13 protein-coding genes are annotated in these 18,194 nt (G+C 25.8%); 5 read left to right on the plus strand and 8 right to left on the minus strand.

Annotation, left to right across the window (positions count from 1 at the left end; all coding sequences use genetic code 11):
* Positions 1-52: 52 nt before the first annotated feature.
* On the minus strand, positions 53-1,612 hold the full coding sequence (locus tag Q0W06_RS12460; RefSeq protein ID WP_297635983.1) for an AAA family ATPase: 1,560 nt from the start codon (positions 1,610-1,612) through the stop codon (positions 53-55).
* Positions 1,613-1,797: 185 nt separating this feature from the next.
* The gene (locus Q0W06_RS12465; protein ID WP_297635986.1) at positions 1,798-3,693 is read right to left on the minus strand and encodes an FUSC family protein; all 1,896 of its coding nucleotides are present in this window, start codon (positions 3,691-3,693) and stop codon (positions 1,798-1,800) included.
* A gap of 145 nt (positions 3,694-3,838) precedes the next feature.
* Between Q0W06_RS12465 and Q0W06_RS12470 the strand changes: the two genes are divergently transcribed.
* The 3 genes from Q0W06_RS12470 to Q0W06_RS12480 are packed head-to-tail and all read left to right on the plus strand — an operon-like array spanning position 3,839 to position 6,806.
* On the plus strand, positions 3,839-5,056 hold the full coding sequence (locus tag Q0W06_RS12470) for an MFS transporter (RefSeq protein WP_297635989.1): 1,218 nt from the start codon (positions 3,839-3,841) through the stop codon (positions 5,054-5,056).
* A gap of 59 nt (positions 5,057-5,115) precedes the next feature.
* Positions 5,116-5,904, plus strand: a complete 789-nt coding sequence (locus tag Q0W06_RS12475; protein ID WP_297635992.1) for an alpha/beta hydrolase-fold protein — start codon at positions 5,116-5,118, stop codon at positions 5,902-5,904.
* A gap of 32 nt (positions 5,905-5,936) precedes the next feature.
* Positions 5,937-6,806: a radical SAM protein gene (locus Q0W06_RS12480; protein WP_297635995.1), complete on the plus strand. Its 870-nt coding sequence runs from the start codon at positions 5,937-5,939 to the stop codon at positions 6,804-6,806.
* A gap of 39 nt (positions 6,807-6,845) precedes the next feature.
* Here the strand turns inward: Q0W06_RS12480 and msrB are convergent, their stop codons facing one another.
* On the minus strand, positions 6,846-7,808 hold the full coding sequence (gene msrB, locus Q0W06_RS12485) for a peptide-methionine (R)-S-oxide reductase MsrB (RefSeq protein WP_297635998.1): 963 nt from the start codon (positions 7,806-7,808) through the stop codon (positions 6,846-6,848).
* A 281-nt stretch (positions 7,809-8,089) separates the two neighbouring features.
* On the opposite strand from msrB, the gene Q0W06_RS12490 reads away from it, so the two are divergent.
* Complete coding sequence (locus tag Q0W06_RS12490) at positions 8,090-9,076, plus strand: transglutaminase-like domain-containing protein (protein WP_297636001.1); 987 nt, start codon at positions 8,090-8,092, stop codon at positions 9,074-9,076.
* An 81-nt stretch (positions 9,077-9,157) separates the two neighbouring features.
* Here the strand turns inward: Q0W06_RS12490 and Q0W06_RS12495 are convergent, their stop codons facing one another.
* The 3 genes from Q0W06_RS12495 to Q0W06_RS12505 all read right to left on the minus strand — a co-directional run bounded on the left by Q0W06_RS12495 (position 9,158) and on the right by Q0W06_RS12505 (position 15,104).
* The gene (locus Q0W06_RS12495; protein ID WP_297636003.1) at positions 9,158-11,047 is read right to left on the minus strand and encodes an FUSC family protein; all 1,890 of its coding nucleotides are present in this window, start codon (positions 11,045-11,047) and stop codon (positions 9,158-9,160) included.
* Between the two features lie 159 nt (positions 11,048-11,206).
* Positions 11,207-13,144, minus strand: a complete 1,938-nt coding sequence (locus Q0W06_RS12500) for a hypothetical protein (protein WP_297636007.1) — start codon at positions 13,142-13,144, stop codon at positions 11,207-11,209.
* Entirely contained in the window at positions 13,131-15,104 is a 1,974-nt protein-coding gene (locus Q0W06_RS12505) for an MMPL family transporter (RefSeq protein ID WP_297636010.1), read from the minus strand. Before Q0W06_RS12505 ends, Q0W06_RS12500 begins: the two co-directional genes overlap by 14 nt.
* A gap of 324 nt (positions 15,105-15,428) precedes the next feature.
* On the opposite strand from Q0W06_RS12505, the gene Q0W06_RS12510 reads away from it, so the two are divergent.
* On the plus strand, positions 15,429-15,998 hold the full coding sequence (locus Q0W06_RS12510) for a TetR/AcrR family transcriptional regulator (protein ID WP_297636014.1): 570 nt from the start codon (positions 15,429-15,431) through the stop codon (positions 15,996-15,998).
* A 97-nt stretch (positions 15,999-16,095) separates the two neighbouring features.
* On the opposite strand, the gene Q0W06_RS12515 is transcribed toward Q0W06_RS12510, so the two are convergent.
* Complete coding sequence (locus tag Q0W06_RS12515; protein ID WP_297636017.1) at positions 16,096-17,097, minus strand: alpha/beta hydrolase; 1,002 nt, start codon at positions 17,095-17,097, stop codon at positions 16,096-16,098.
* A gap of 114 nt (positions 17,098-17,211) precedes the next feature.
* Positions 17,212-18,033, minus strand: a complete 822-nt coding sequence (locus tag Q0W06_RS12520; RefSeq protein ID WP_297636020.1) for a PepSY domain-containing protein — start codon at positions 18,031-18,033, stop codon at positions 17,212-17,214.
* Positions 18,034-18,194: the final 161 nt, after the last annotated feature.

Here is an 18,194-nt window from a genome sequence, read left to right on the forward strand (position 1 = left end):
CTTTATAATTAAAGCCAATGATATTAGATAATCATTGGCTTTAAATTCAAATTTATAGTTCTTCTATTAAGCATTTATGTTCTTTTTCCTTAGAATCATAACAAATTGCTACTGCAAAAATATTCTTATTTTCATTTTCTTGTTTAAATTTCTCTATATATTCTTTATTTCTTATTTGTTTCAATGCAACCTCTGGTTTTTCATCTTTTTTAAGTTCTACTATAAAAGCAGTATCTTTTTTTCTTCTAGGATGAAATGTAAAATCTGCGTATCCTTTTCCTGTCTTCTCTTCTCTTTCAACTCTATATGTGTCTCTAGCTGTAAGATATACAAGTGTTAGTACACATGCAAGACTATTTTCATCATTATACTGTAATATTGGAATTTCAGAATTATGGATATCATGAAGAATTTTTTCTACAGTATTTGTATCTTTGTCAATTGTTGCTTTTAACATGCTTCTTGATTTCTCTACGATTCTAGCTACATAACCAAAAGATTCATCTTTTAAAGCCTTTTCAAACTCTTTCATCAATTCTTTATTAGGTATTTTCAAGTATCCATCATAATACGATAAAAATCCAAGCACTATCATTGCAGAATAAATTTCTTCTTTATTTTTAGGTGCTCCTTGTCCTGCTCTAAATTCTTCATCTATTGTTATATCAATTTCCTCACCTGATACCATTTCTATAACATCATCTCTAACCTCTAAAGTATTATATTTAAGTAATTCTGTTACTTCATCCATTGCTCCTGTATTAGTCCAATAACTTTTACACTTTTTATTTTTAAGTGCTTTAACTACTGAACGTGGATTATAAAGTCTATTTCCATTTTCATTAATATATCCATTATACCACTCACTTATTTCTTCAAAAGATATTTTATCTGATTTTTCACAAAGTATCTTAACTTCTTCTTCTACAAACCCAAAATAATCTCCATAAATCATATCACTAAGCATAGTGTGTTCATCAAACATATTAAGTGCACTACCACTCGAATATTTTTTTATTGGTAAAACTCCAGTCATATAGCAAAGAGCTACATAAGGCTGATCCTTTAAAAGATTTCTCAAAAATTCTAAAAAATTATTTTGATTTTCTATAAATAAATTATTATTAAAAATATAATCCCATTCATCTATTATAAAAATAAATTTTTCTCCAGTCTTATTTAATAGTCTACTAAGACTATCCTTCTTATTTATATCATTTATTTTAAAAGTTTCTACAATCTCTTTTTTAACTTCATCTACTATATTTTTTATATAATCCTCATATGTTTTCATATTTTCTGGAATTTCATTAAAACTTATATTTATGACATTATATTTATTTAAATATTCCTCATATTTTTTATAATTACTTATATTAAGTTTAGCAAAGATTTCTTTTGAATTTACTGCTTTACTATAATAAGCGCCTAGCATATCTACAACTGATGATTTTCCAAATCTTCTAGGTCTCGTTACACAAATATATCCATCTGTTGTTCCAATACGGTTTGTAATATATTCAATTATTCTTGATTTATCAACGAAGTATTCTGTATTAAATAACTTTTTATAATTTTCTAAAGGTTTATCTGTATTTAAATATACATTCATGCTATTCACCTCTATTTATATAAATTTTATAACTATTTAAATTCTTAACTTAACTATAAATAATTATAACATCAAATTCTACAAAATAGTAACATCAGTATGCTCCCAATTTACTTTACTTTTAATCTTCTACTTTTATACATAAAACTCATCAAAAAAGCAGATAGTTTCCTATCTGCTAATCTTTAATTAAATACTATTTTATTTTCCTCAATTATTTTCATATTTTCTTTTATTCCTAAAAGATATCCAATAACTATTTTAGAATCTATAGTAGAAAATTTATTAAAATCTACATCCTTATTATCTATTTCTGATTCCTTTAATTTAGAAATCAATCTAGGTAAAATATTTCTTTCTTCCTCTGTTAATTTATGCGCTTTTAAAAACTTTTCTAATTCATAAACACAAGCTATAAGCATTACCTTAGCATTACTTCTAGCCATGTAATTCTCATTTAGCATTTTTGCCTCATATTTTAAATCATTTTCAATGATAGTTCTTTCAACTTGTGAAGCTAAAAGATATGAGTTATTTATATATTCATCTAAATTTTCCTTTACTACAATATCATCTAAATTATCATAAATTTTATGAGCTAATTCCCATGATATACTTTCTAAATTTTCATTTGCTTTTCTTACATCACAACGGAATAAATATCTATTAGCTATTAAAGCTATTATTGCTCCAATTAAAATAAATGATATTCTCATAATTGCCATGGTAACTGGTGTTACATGTCCTAAATTACCAATTATATTTCCTGTAACTAATGATGCTGAACCAACTGAAGATAAAGTAACTACAATCATTTGCGATCTATATGTCTTACAATATACATTTGCATAACCTGCAAGTAATACTAATAACCCTCTAATTGCATCATTTTTAACAACTGAAAATACAATCCCCACTACTATAGCTCCTAATATAGTTGCTATGACTCTATCCCTCATCTTTGTTTTAGTTAATTCAAAGAATGGTGTTGTAAGTGATACTACTGTATATATTATCCATTTCCCTTGATGTAAATGAAAATATTGCATTATAAAGCAAGCTATTGCAACTTCTATTGCTATTCTCATAGAATATTTAAGCTTTATAGAATTCATCCTTATATCCTTTAAAGCAAATATATCTTCTTTTAAATTTCTAATTCCTCTATTTTGATTCTTAGTCTTTTTGCTATATTCTTCTATTGAAGCTTTTATAAATATAAAACTAGATATAATTCTTATATCTATAAAATTTGTTGTATTTTTATTATCTTCTTGGACTTCTTTTATAAATTTTTCTAAACTTTCTTTATCAACTTTTTCTAAATTTAATATAATCTCTAAGAACGCTTTTATCTTATTAAGAGTAATTTTTCCTTCACCCTCATTAGCTTTTAAGATTAATAAGTTTATTTTTTCTAATGAAACTAAAAGATTTAAACTTTTTTTACCTTCATCAGAAATATAAAATCCTTTCTCTTTCTTATCATAGATTATATCTTTTAATTTGTTCGCCATAGAAAAAGCATTTTTATCCACTTCTTCAATATTTCCCTCTTCTTGTATAAGGTCTATCTTTTGAATCAATAATCCAATATAACCCTTCAATATACCTGATGTAGCTTTTTGAATTTTATTTTTATTCACTATAAATTGAGGCAACATAATACTTAATGCTCCCACGATTAAAGCTACTATTCTCAATGGTAATTGGTGTCCTGATATTGGATCTGTTAATAAAAATAAATATAATAACGTAAATGGTGTGTACATAGGACTTTTAAGAATATGACAGAACTTCATACTTATAATAAAGACAACAATTAAATTTATAGGTATTGCTAAATACATATTAGTTGATGCAATAAATGCCCCTACTCCAATAAGCAAATACATAATAATTAAACTTACTGCATTTCTAACTGGTTCACCTGTTAAATCACTTCCTAAGAACATTAATAACCCTGTTATAGACATTACTGCGATTACTGAGTTATTATCCCCAAACACACTTTGAAATCCTACTACAAATATTAAAATTACTAAAAATAATCCCGTATTTGTAATTATTGTTTTTTTCATAAAATATATCCCCTTTCTTTAGTATAAAAAAAGTATATCATAAAAAAGCATATCTCTGCGCAAAACTTTTTGTTGACAAAGACTCAAAATAATCCTATAATTTTGTTGACAAGGACTCAAAATAATAAACATATGGAGGATATAAATGTTAAAATCATATAATAAATCAAATACAAATAAAAAACCATTAATCTTTGGACTTATTTCTGTATTTCTCTGTGGAATGGGCTTTAGTATCATCGTTCCTATAATTCCATTTCTAGTGAAACCCTATGTAACCTCTTCAGGTGAACAAGCTATGATGGTTACATTACTTACATCTGTCTATGCACTTTGTGTATTTTTTGCTGCACCTGGACTTGGGGCATTAAGTGATAAATATGGCCGTCGTCCTATTCTTTTAATATGCCTTTTAGGTTCATCGATTGGATATTTAATCTTTGGTATTGGTGGAGCTTTATGGATGCTATTTCTTGGAAGAATTATAGACGGTATCACCGGTGGAAATATTACTACTATATTTGCATATTTTTCTGATATTACTACTGAGGAAAATCGAACTAAATATTTTGGATGGATAAGTGCCATTGTTGGAATAGGTACAATTTTAGGACCTATCTTAGGAGGATTACTTTCTAAATTTGGTTATGCTACACCACTATACTTCGGTGCTACTATCACTTTTTTTAACCTTATTTATGGTTTATTCTATATGCCAGAAAGTTTAGATAAAACTAATAGATTAGAAAGCATCACTCTTATAAAATTAAATCCTTTTTCTCAGCTTTTAAATATACTTTCCATTAAAAATCTAAAGAGAATTCTTATTTCAGCATTTTTACTTTGGATACCTAGTGGATCTTTTCAAGCACTTTTTTCGCAATTTACAATGAATACTTTTAATTGGGGTCCAGTATTAATTGGACTTATGCTTTCAATCTTAGGACTACAAGATATTATTTCTCAAAGTCTTATAATGCCAAGACTCTTAATAAAATTAACTGATTCGCAAATAACACTTTTAGGAATGATTTCAGAAATTATTGGATATGGACTTATCTTTATATCTGCTTTATTTTCCTCTTATCCATTTTTCATAATTGGAATGTTTGCATATGGATTTGGTGATTCAATCTTTGGTCCTTCTTTTACTGGAATTCTTTCTAAGTCTGTTGATTCCAGTGAACAAGGAAGAGTTCATGGTGGTAGTCAAGCTCTTCAATCTCTTTCAAGGGTAATTGGACCTATCATTGGTGGACAACTTTATTTATTCTTTGGACATTCATCTCCATTCTTTATGAGTGTAGTACTAATTATAATTGCAATACCAATTCTTTGTAGAGGTTCACACATACGTAAATAAATTATTCATTTATCTATGTTAAAATTTATTAATAATATATTAAAACGAGGTGATTTAATTTGAATAAATCAAAAATAGAAAAACTAACTTTTTATAGTTCTTCTTTAAAAAAGGAAATGAATATTTCTATTTATTTACCAGAATGCTATAATTTAAAAACTCCTCTACCTGTTTTATATTTTTTACATGGTAGAAGTGGTGATGAAAATATAATATTTGATTTAAATGTACAATCTAAAGCTGATATTATGATAAAAAATAAAGAAATCTCTCCAATGATTATTGTTTGTCCAAATTTTGAAAATAGTCGTGGTTTAAATTCATCATTAATTTGTAGAAAAACTGTCGACCCATTTGGACGTACTATAAATCTTGGAATGTATGAAGATTATTTTATTAAAGATATAATTCCATTCATAGATAAAACCTTCAATACTATACCTAATAGTGATAATCGCTATATTGGTGGTGCATCTGCTGGTGGATATATTGCTTTACATACAGCTTTTAGACATAAATGTTTATTTTCTAAAATAGGTGGTCATATGCCCGCTTTAGAATTAATTCTTGAAGATGAAGATAAACTTTATTTTTCTGATTTAGCGACATGGAATGAATATGATCCTTTATATATTGCTAAAGATTTATCTTCAGATTTAAATTTTAAGATTTATCTTGATGCTGGTAATGAAGATGAAGGTGAGTTTTACAATGGTTGCGCTCATCTTCAAGAAATTTTAAAAGAGAAAAATATTAATTCTCAAAATCATATTTTTCTTGGTCATCATAATCTAGAATATATAAATTCAAACTTTGAAAAACATCTTAAATTTTATGGGAATTTATAAATGATTTTAATACTTATATAAAGGAGATACTTATGTTATATGATATGCCATTATACAGACCTCCAAGTGAGGCAAATAGTTTAATAATTCAAGCAACTTTAGGTTGTTCCCACAATAATTGCTCATTTTGTAGCATGTATAAAGATAAAAAATTTACTATAAAAAGTTTAAATCAAATAAAAAAAGAAATTTTAGAATTTAGTCAAAGTGCTCCTTATGCAACAAGAATTTTTATTGCTGATGGTGATGCCTTAATTATTCCAATGAAAGATTTAAAAGAAATATTAACTTTAATAAATAAATCTTTTAAAAATATTGAAAGAATAACTATGTATGCTTCTCCTAAATCAATACAATTGAAAACATTAGAAGAGCTTAAAGAATTACATTCCTTAGGTTTAAAAATGGTTTATATGGGAATTGAATCAGGATCTGATAAAGTATTATTAGACATCCATAAAGGAGCTACAAGACAAGAACTTATTCACGCAGCTTTAAAAATTAAGGAAAGTAATATAAAATTATCTGCAACTGTTATCGCAGGAATTTCTGGATTAAATTATTCAAGAGAGCACGCAATTGAAACTGGTTCTTTAATAAGTATTATTAAACCAGATTTCTTAGGTGTACTTTCCCTTATGGTAGAGCGAAACACTGAAATTTATAATAAAGTTAAAGAAGGAACTTTTAAAACACTATCTAATATAGAAATTTTAAATGAAATTAAGCTTTTACTTCAAACTATAGATACTGATAAATCTATAGTTTTTAGAAGTAATCATGCTTCGAATTACGTTAGCTTAAAGGGAACTTTACCTTTAGAAAAATCGAGACTTATTGAAGATATAGATTGGTGTTTAAATAATAATTATTTGAAAAATGAAACTAGTAGAAGACTTTAATCTTCTACTAGTTTCATTTTTACTTTTTAAAAGATTTATTTAATCTAATAAATCTTTATATTTTCCATAGCCTTCTTTATCCATTTTTTCTTTAGGAATAAATTTAAGTGCTGCTGAGTTGATACAATATCTTAAGCCACCAAGTTCTCTTGGTCCATCCTCAAATACATGACCTAGATGCGAATCTGCAGTCGTACTTCTAACTTCTACTCTATGCATCCCAAAAGACTTATCTTCTTTATCATAGACAGCTCCTTCTGCTATTGGTTTTGAAAACGCTGGCCATCCACATCCTGAGTTAAATTTGTCTTTAGATGTAAAAAGTGGTTTTCCACTAACTATATCTACATAAATACCTTCTTCTTCATTATCATAATATTCATTTTGAAAAGCTGGTTCTGTTCCTTGCTCTTGAGCTACTTTATACTGAATTGGTGTTAATTTTTCTCTAAGCTCATCTTTTGATAAAGGTGCTCTATAATTATTTTCTTCTATAAATTTTTTTCTTCCTGAACCTTTATAATACATATAATATCTAAAAGAATTTTTCTTATAATAATCTTGATGCTCCTCTTCAGCTTCATAAAATGGTTTAGCCTCTCTTACTCTGACTGCTATTTGTTTATCTCCATATACTTTTTTCTTTTCTAACTCTTCAATGTACTCTTTTGCTAGTTTTTTCTGTTCTTCTGTACAATAAAAAATTGCTGTTTTATAACTTTCTCCTCTATCCCCAAACTGACCATCTGGATCTGTTGGATCTATACTTCTAAAGAAAATTTCTAATAATTCTCTATAGCTTATTATTTTTTCATCATAAATTATCTCAACTGCTTCTGTATGTCCTGTTGTTTTACTACAAACTTCTTCATATGTTGGATTTTCCACATATCCTCCTGTATATCCTACTGTTATTTTTATAACTCCTGGAAATTGATCAAAAGGTTTTACCATACACCAAAAACAACCACCTGCAAAAATAGCTTTTGAATATTCTTTCATTTAAAATCACTCCTTTTTATTTCATAGTAAAACGATATGTTTTATATGAATATATATTATTCCTATTTTAAAAATTAGTCAATAATCATTATCTCTTTATAACTCTTTCTTAAAATTATGTCTTTTTTACTTTTATTTTTAATTTCTTATTTAAATATTTCTTCTTTCCTTTAAACTCTTTATTTTTATTTAATTTTTTTTTAATACTAATTATATCTTCTGTTATCTTATTGTTCTTAATTTTAAGATATACTTATAAAAATATAAGGAGGTGCTTATATATGAAAAAATTTATTTTTACTATCACTTCTGTTTGTATACTATTTTTTGGAGGAATCTACATTTATAATTCAGTTCAAACAATTACACAAAATAAAGAAATATTGAACTTTTTAAACTCTGTAGCTACTTCAAATGAATCACTCTCTTTTCCAAAGATGGATATCCCTTCTACTAATACAAATAGCAATGAAACTTTTTCTTTTGGAACTTCTTCAAATAGTGTCACTAATCAAGAAATTTCAAATGGGAAAAATAACTATATAGATAACGTTAATCAAAATCAATCTAATAACATTAATAATTCTTCTAAAGCTAATTTACAGTCTGACTCTACTAATAACAATTCAAATGGTCAATTATTACTTTCAGAAGGAAATATCAATGTTAATGGTATCAGCTTATTAAATACACTTAAAGGAAATTCTGCTATAGCTGAAGCTGCTCAAAAAATAACAGCTTCATATTCTACTCCAGTACAAAAAGCAGAAGCTCTCTATGTATGGATTGCGGCAAATATTAATTATAATGATGCTTATGCAAAAGATATTACAAATGGTAACTTTCCTCCTAACATGGGAACCGCTATTGATACTTTTAATAGTAAACAAGCAGTATGTAGTGGATTTGCTGCCCTTTATTTTGTAATGGCAAAAGATGTTGGTCTTAATGTTAAATTAGTATCTGGCCAAGGTCTAGGTGATAAATATAATAATACTTGGGGAAGCCATATGTGGAATGAAGTCTATATAAATAATCAATGGATTCCTATAGATGCAACTTTTGCTAACTCTTATACAGTAGCTATGAAAAAAATTGGTGCTACACCTGAACTTAAGGGTTACTTATCAAATCAAAATACAATAATAAACAAACTTAATGGATTTAATATGGAAACATATACTGTTCCATCTGCCGATTTCTTTGATCCAGCTAATTTTTATTCAACTCACAAAGATGCTAAAGTATTAGCTACTTGGATACAATAAAATATTTTCCACATAAACAAAGGACTTTTTCAAATTTGAAAAAATCCTTTGTTTATAATAAATTTATTTAATATTATAATTTTACTCTACAATACTTTTCATAGCTTCAGTAGATTTCTTTAAATTTAATAAATTTAAAAGTACTCTCTTTTCTTCATCCTCCATATTATAAAAAGTAACTTTTTTCTCATCTTCTGATAAAGAAATAAAATCTTTCACTATATCATTTTCCTTATGTAAACTTAATTCTTTTTCTGCTCTCAAGTTTTTAATCAAATAATATGCATCCATTATAAAAATATTCTCAAGCCTTAATATTTCAGTTACTTCTTCTGATTGTAATTGCGTATTATTAAAGTATAATTTACTACATGTAAACTTCATTATAGCTGCTAACTTCACTATCTCTTTTCCTTTTTCTCTATTTAGCATACTATTACTTTTAACAACCTTTTCCATTTTACAAACTAAAATTACTAAATCTTTTTTTAATTCCTCTGTTTTATCTTTTAATCTATACGGAAATACTTTTGAAACTATATACGGCATCAGTGTTCCTAATAAAACAAAACTTAATCTCTCCAAGCTTAATACATAGTAATCTTTAAATGGATTCCCTAATGCGAAATTAGCCATAGAAAGACTCATAAATGTTATGAATATAGCTTTTTTACTATAATCTTTAATTGATAACATACAATATACAGAAATAATTAAAAGCACTATTAATATAGGTTTGTAATGAATAAATGTAAATATTAAATCAAATGCTATAACACCTACTATAGTTCCAATAATTCTATCTCTACCTTTTTTATTTATTTGCTCTGAAAATGGAAGAGATACAACTGCTATAGTGAATAATAGCCACTTTCCTTCTGGTATATTAAAAAATGTTACTATAAAATATCCAACACTTATCATTAAAGAAGATTTAATTGCAAAGTTCCATTTTAAAGAACCTATTCTTCCTAAACTTTTCAATTCTTTGCTCTTAAATGTTTTATTATAAAAACTTCTATAAACTCTTTTAAAATTTTCTTTATTTCCTAAATAACTTATCTCATTGCTATTTATAGCTTTTAATCCTTCTAATATTTCCTTTGTATCCTCAAAAATGTTATAAATATAATATGCATTTTGACTTGATATTTTTAATGTGAATTTTTCTAGTTCTTTTAACTTCTCATCAATTTTTCCATTTGATTTACTTATTTCCCCTAAGCAATTAATCAATTCGTCTACATATTGAAGAAATTCTCTATTTTCAATCTTCTGTCCATTTAATTTTATAAGAACATTATTTAATCTTTTAATAAATAAAAATATAGCATATCTTCTTTCTAAATCTATATCTATATTTGTTAATTTGCTAATTGTATTAAGGATTCTATTTTCTAATATTTGTAGTTTATTACTAAGCTCCATATATTTTTCTTTTATATCTTCATTTTTTAAAAGACCGTTTATCTCAATAGAAACAATATCTATTCCACTTTTTATTTGAGTTATTGTTCCTTTTAAATATTTTTTTCCTACTATTATATAGTATAAAAGCATCATTAGAATTCCCGATAAAGCTAATGCCATCAATCTAAATGGAAGCTCTTTAAAGTTTACCGGTATATAAAGCAATAATAAATAACTTGTTATAAATCCACTTGCTTTAGATATCTTCGTGTTATATGTAAAATTATAGTATATATATAATGTAACAATAAAAATACTTATAATTCCTAATATTATATTTAAAGATCCTATATATGCCATAACACCTAGCGCTATTTCTAAAACTACAAAATTCAAAATATTTCTTAGTGCATTTACAGTATAATCATCATTAAATAGTGTTACTGCTGTTAAAAAAGTAGTCATTCCTATTATTATATTTTCTTTCCCAAATAAAGAGAATATTCCTATTATAATAGAAAACAGAACTATTATAACTATATTTTTTTTAAAATTTTTCATGTTTTTCTCCTATAAATTTAATCAAAATAATTATTCCTTATTATAGCATCTCTTAAGCTTATTTTCCCTATTCATCTATAAAAAGTAACGAGGATTTAGTAAATATTTAAGAGTTACTAAATCCTTCTCATTTTTAAATTCAATTTAATTTTCTTTTCCTTAATTTTTCTTAAAAAGTTTTATTACTTTTTCCCATAAAGTACTTTCTTTTTTTTCTTCCTGTTCCTTTTTTTCTTCTACTTTATTCAAATTAGGTGTCTTCATGACAAATTGCACTGATTTTACATTTTCATTTTTTTCCGATGTAAATGATTCAACTTTATAATCACTTTTTGTAAATTCCTTTAACATCTTTTCTATCTCTTTGTCTACTTCTCCACTCATACCTTTTGTTTCATCTTTTAATATTCCTGTACCTTCAGCCATATTTGTTGTACCACCATATAATTTCGTTATTCCATCTACTAATTCAGTTGTTCCCATAATTATTTCATTATATCCTAACGCAATACTATTTACTCCATTTGTATATTCATTAATGCCTTTATCAAAGTCTTTATAATTTTGAACCAATAAAGAAATTCCCTTATTTAATTTATTTATATTTTGAATTAAATTTTTTGCTTCTTCTATAATTTTTTTAACATCTTCTGAAAATTTATTTAAATACTCTTTTAAACTTTCTATTTCCGTTATCATATTTTTATTTTTTTCATCTAAGCCTTTCATAAATCCCTGACTTTCATTAATATAATTTATATCCTTTTTTAGTGTATCTTCAGCTAGTTTAAGAGCATTTAAATTTTCTATATATTCCTTAAATATATTATTTTCATTTTCTATATACTTTTCATAAATATTTTTCGCCTCTACATTCCCATTATTTTTAAGTTCTATCACTTTAGCTTTTGCCTCTTCTACCCCTCTCAAATTATAAGCATTACAAATCTCACTTTGAATACCTGTTAGTTGAATTCTTTTTAACGCTTCTTCATTTTTCTTTATCAAGCTCTCCATATTTTCAATTCCACTATTATTTAACTTATTATAAAATTCATCTATTTTCTTATTTATATAGTCTGAATTTTCCTTTAAATTTTCTATCTTTTCTTTTATTAATTGAATTACTTTATTTATTTCTTCAATCTTATTAAATGAGTTTACTCCTTCTTCAACTATTTGCAATCCATTTTTTATTTCTCCTGATGCTTTTTTAAGTTCTTCTGACTTAGAACTCAAATTGTTCAAAGCATTATTTATTATTTTACTTCCTTCCTCTAATTTCTTTGCACCTTTATTTAATCCTTCAGCTCCATTATTTAATTCATTTGCTCCTTCATCTAATATTTTTATTCCCTCTTGTAATTCATCTAGTTTCTTAGAAATTTCACTAGTATCTATACTATTTTTATCAATATTTAAGTTTAGTCTTATTCCATTAAAATTAATTCCTTCCATCTCAAAATCAACTACATCTGATTTAACATTAATTTCAACTTCTTTTCCTGGTAAAATTATTGCTGTAAATTGTTTCATTCCTCCTACATTAACTTCAGTTAACCCTTCTCCTTTAATATTCATAAATTTATTTGTATCTAGTTTAAAATCTAACTGCATTGAATAATTCTCAAAAAACTCTTTATTCCCCTTCTCATTCTCTTTCACTATAATTTCTATTTCCACTTTCCCACTTTTTCCTATTATATCTTCTGGCTTCATTTCACTTCCATCTAACTTATATTTAATCTCTATCTTCCATGGAATTTCTACATTTTCTAAAATTCCTTCATAATATAAAATATCTTTTGAACTTTCTATATTAATTTTTCCTGTTTCAAATTTTATTTCATCACTTGTATTCATATTTTTCACTTCTGTATAATTTCCGTAATCCTCTATACCTTTTCCATTAAAAATATTTACTACCCTTAAATCCTCTGTTTCCCCTTTAGAATCTAAATTTATATAAACAACTTCTTCCTTTGAAATTTTCTTTTTTTCATTTTCTGCATACACTTCTATATTAGAAAATATTGAGCATCCCATTACACTTAATATTCCAATACAAATCCCCTTTTTCACTTTACTTATTCTCATTCTTTTTACCCCTTTTCTTTTTTAATATGAGATTATCACAAAGATATAACATTCCTGGTAAAACAAAAACTACAATTATTAAAGAACAGATTGTCCCTTTTCCAAGCAGAACTCCTAATTGTGATAATATTTTATGAGACGATATATATCCTAAGGAAAAACCTACTCCAATCATAATGCTTCCTGATGTTAAAATTGAAATCATAACAGTAGATACTGATTTTACTATTGCTTCATCTTTGCTTCCCTTTTTTCTAAACTCTAAATATCTTTCTGTCATCAAAATTGCATAATCAACTGTTGCTCCCAATTGAATAGAGCTTATAATCAAATATCCTATATAAAATAAAGGTATTGCCATATAATAATTTAATGAAAGATTTATCCAAATAGCTGTCTCAATTGCTAGAACTAAAATCATAGGTATATATAAAGATTTCATAGTAATCATTAAAACTAAAAATACTGCACCTATAGCTAAAAAATTTACACTTATCATATCCTCTGTTATTGTATTTTTTAAGTCATATGTGCTTACAGTTTCTCCTACTAATTCATATTCATTTCCATAATATTTTTTAGCTACTTCTCTAATTTTTTCAACTACTTCAAATGCTTCTTCCCCTTCAAAATCTGTTTTAACGTTTATAATCATTCTGCTATAATTATTACTAATTAAATTTGAAGTCAGTTCTTTATCTAAATACTGAACTGGAATTTCTATTCCTACTTTATTTACATAAGAAATTATTTCTCCAACTTCCTTTATTTTTTTTAATTCTTTTGATAAATCTAGCTCCTTCTTTAAATCCCCTTTAGGCACCATCATGACATAGTTATTTAGTTTTCCAAACTTCTCTTCAATAAATTTCGTATCTTCTCCTAACTTTGTTTCTTCTCCAAATATTTTAGATGCTCCATAATAATATGTATTATTTGTGGATGCTAAATAAGAAGGAATAATAGCTATAATAAAAATAATAACCATTGGAATCATTAATTTCTTAACCATTTTTCCTAAACCATTAAAAGATGGCATAAAATTTTTATGTTCTGTTTTTTGTATTAATTTACTACAATATAAAATCAATCCTGGTGTAAATATAAATACAGTAATTAAACTTAATCCTATTCCCTTAGCTAAGGCTACCCCAAGATCTGGTCCTATTTTAAATTTCATTACTGCCAATGCTAAAAATCCAATTACTGTTGTTACTCCACTTGATAAAATAGAAGACATAGATTTACATAATGCCATATGCATTGCTTCTTTAGGATCATTTATATTCTCTTTTATCTCCTTATATCGATGCAATAAGAATACTGAATAATCTAAAGATACCGCTAATTGCAAAATACTCCCTGCTGCATTAGTAACAAAAGAAATTTCTCCAAAAATCAAATTTGTCCCTGCATTTATTATGATTGCTATTCCTATAGAAATTAATATCACTATAGGCTCAAACCAAGATGTTGTTGTAAGAATTAATATTAACAAAGTAAATGGAACTGCTATTAAAATAATTTTAGTTATCTCTTTCGTTGTAGACTCTGTTGCTACAGCCATATCCACTGCTGAACCTGCTATAGCATTTTCATTTCCTGTTATTTCTTTTATCTTATTTATTGTTTCTATATTATTTTCTTCACTTATAGTTATTGAATATAGTGCATTATTATCTTTATAATATTCCTTTATTAAATCTTGACTTAAAAACTCTACCGGAATATTAATATCTACTAAATCATCAACCCATATTACCTCTTCAACATGCTCAATTTCTTTTATCTTATTTTTTATTTCCATTCCTTCTAAAAGTGTTACATTAGAAACTGATGCTCGTACATTAGGTATATTTCCACTAAATTCTTGTTCCATGATTTGCAATGAAATAATAGATTCTGTTTCATCTGGTAAATAATCATTCATATCATAATTTACTAAAATGAAATTCTGCATTATCCCTGATATTATAGCTATTATAAAAAAACTTATTAAAATAATTCCTTTATATTTTAAAACCCCTCTAAAAAACTTCTCTTTTATAAAACTCCCCTCCTAATTTCTAAATAAAATTTCCCCTTTATTACCCTATTTAACTATATTATTTTTTAATAGACACTCTGTTGATTTTCTTATTTATTTAGATTATAATTAACTAAAATTTGGATATCAATAATCAATATTTTTCTAATTGTCAATAATTAAACTTTTTAAATATATCTTGATTATTAATAAACAAATTTAATTATTTTGTTTATTTTATTAAAGGGTGGGAAATATATGAGTACAAATACAGATAGACGCATACGCAAAACTAAAAAAGCCTTAAAAGATGGTCTTATTGAATTACTTTTAGAAAAAAATATAAAAAATATTTCTGTACGTGAACTTACAGAAAAGGTTGATTTAAATAGAGGAACTTTTTACTTACACTATAAGGATATTTTTGATCTTTTAGAAAAAATTGAAGACGAGCTCTTCTTAGAATTTAATACTATTTTAGATTCACATAATTTTGATACTACAGAAAGTCCACTTCCTTTACTTGAAGATATTTTTACCTTCTTAAAAGATAATTCAGCTTTATGTACTGTTTTGCTTGGCAATAATGGTGACCTATCTTTTATGGATAATATTAAAAGTATTCTTAAAGAAAAATGTTTTATTACTTGGCAAGCCTTATTTAATTTAGAAGCCACAGAAAAATTTTATTATTACTATAACTATATCTTGGCTGGCTGTATAGGAATATTTGATGCTTGGCTTAAGAATGGTTTAAAAGAATCTTCATCCGAAATGGCTTCACTAACTGAAGCTTTTATCTTAAATGGAGTAGATAGCTTAAAATAAATTTTATTTCAATATTAAAAAATATAACCTAGAAATTTATATTTCTAGGTTATATTTTAAATTCTTATCTCTTCAATTTATTATTTTTAATAGTAAACTATAATTTTGAATTAAATAATATAAAATTTAGTAATTTATAGATAACTTCTTTTGTTTGTTTCTCGTTAATATTGGTAAATGCATGCCCCATATTATTTAGTAATATTAAGTTTACATCATTACCAACTTCCTTGCTTTTATCATATAAATCTACTGAATTACTATATGGAACTATTTTATCATCTTTACCTTGAATTATTAGAGTTTTAGGCAACCCTTTTTTAATATAATTTATAGGACTGTACGTATCCATATAATCTTTTAATGCTGCTTTTGTCTTTAAATTTGCCTCTTTTTTATTAACTGCCTCCAAAAGTTCTTTTGATTCTCCATTTTCACTTAATGAAGACAATTCTGTCGGTCCAAATAAATCTACTACATAATTTACTTTAGAACTATAATCCTTTAAACTTTCATTTCCTACAAATTTATCATTATCACTATAAGCTGCTAACATAGCTAAGTTTGCACCAGCTGATGCACCTATAATTCCTATACTATTTGTATTAAAATTATACTCTTCAGAGTTTTTATAAACCCATCTTATTGCATCTTTAACTTCCGTTGTCTGTAAATTAAAATCTATGGTTTTTGTATCTAAGGTATAGTCTACGCTAATTATTGTATATCCAGCTTTTCTAAATTGATTTATAACCCCACTCATATTTTCTGGAATCTCACTATTTCCATACATCCATGCTCCCCCATGAACATATATAATAACTGGTGAGCCTGATTTTAAGTGTTTTTCGCTTTTATAAATATTTAAAATCACTTTATTATTTTCTTTCTCATTAATAACTATATTTTGACTATCCTTCATACTTTCATTCTTTGTTCCGCTTAAAGGTATCGCTTTTGCATTAACTTCTATAGTTTTATAATTTTTTATAGTATTTATATAAAACTCAATTTGTCCTCTATATTTAATTCCTAAAAAGGTTAGAATAATTATTCCTATTATTAATATTATTCCTATACCTTTTAAAACTTTTTTCATCTTATAACTCCTTCTTAACTAGAATAATAAGATTATATCATTCAAAAAGCTTCTAGACACTACATAAAGGTTAATAAATCTTACAATATAATTGCATCCAATTTTATTATAATTTTATCCATGTGCATAACCTGTATTTGCATCTACAGTCCAATAAATATTATTTCCTGATTGTTTAGTATACACCTCATATACACTCGGTGCCCCTTGTTCAAGTACTATTTTAGTAACCTCACTTGGAGTTGCATAGTTATCTTGTTGAAGCATATTTAGAATAATTGCCTTTGCTTGTGCTAAAGTAAATGGAACACTATTTATAGTTAGTAAATCTAATTGTTGAGTTGTTTTTACAAATTCACTTGCTGTTATATTCTCTGATAATGCTGCTTCTCCATTTGCATCTATAAATGCATTAACTACAGTTTTGTCTGACACTTTATTGAGCCATGGTTGTCCCCAAAATGTCCCTGTTGCATCACAAATTCCTTCACAATTATTTTGATCTTCCATAATCCATGATCTTAAATATTCATTTAATAATCCAGATGAGATATCTTTTCCTGTTGTATTAGTTACTAAAATTGTATTTTGAGTATAACTTCCATTTGGAACTTTATAAATTATTGTTCCTTGATTTTGTGGAGTTTCTTGTGTCTGATTTCCTTGAGTACTTACATTTTTCACTTTAACACTTTGTGTAGCTATAGTTTGAGTTTTTGTACTTTGTGTATTTACTGCATTTGAATTTTCATTACTTTTTGTACTTGCTACAGTATCTTTTTGTGTAGATGTTTTTGTACTTGTTTCAGTGGTTTTTATCTGTTTATCACTACTATTTGCAGCATCCTTATTTATAAATTTATGTCCTATAAAAAATCCTATTATACAGATAAGAATTATTAAAACTATTATTGCTAACAATTTCATTTTTTTCATAAAGAATCCTTCCTTTCTAATAATTAGATTAGTATATATTTATTGCCTTATTATTAATAATTTATTGCTATTTTATTTATAAAAAAAAGCAAAGTTGTAACTTAAGGTTACAACTTTTTCTTTTTTATAGTCCTTCTTTTAAAATTCTTTTACTTTCTCCT

The organism is uncultured Clostridium sp., from assembly GCF_947072515.1.
Lineage (GTDB): Bacteria > Bacillota > Clostridia > Clostridiales > Clostridiaceae > Clostridium.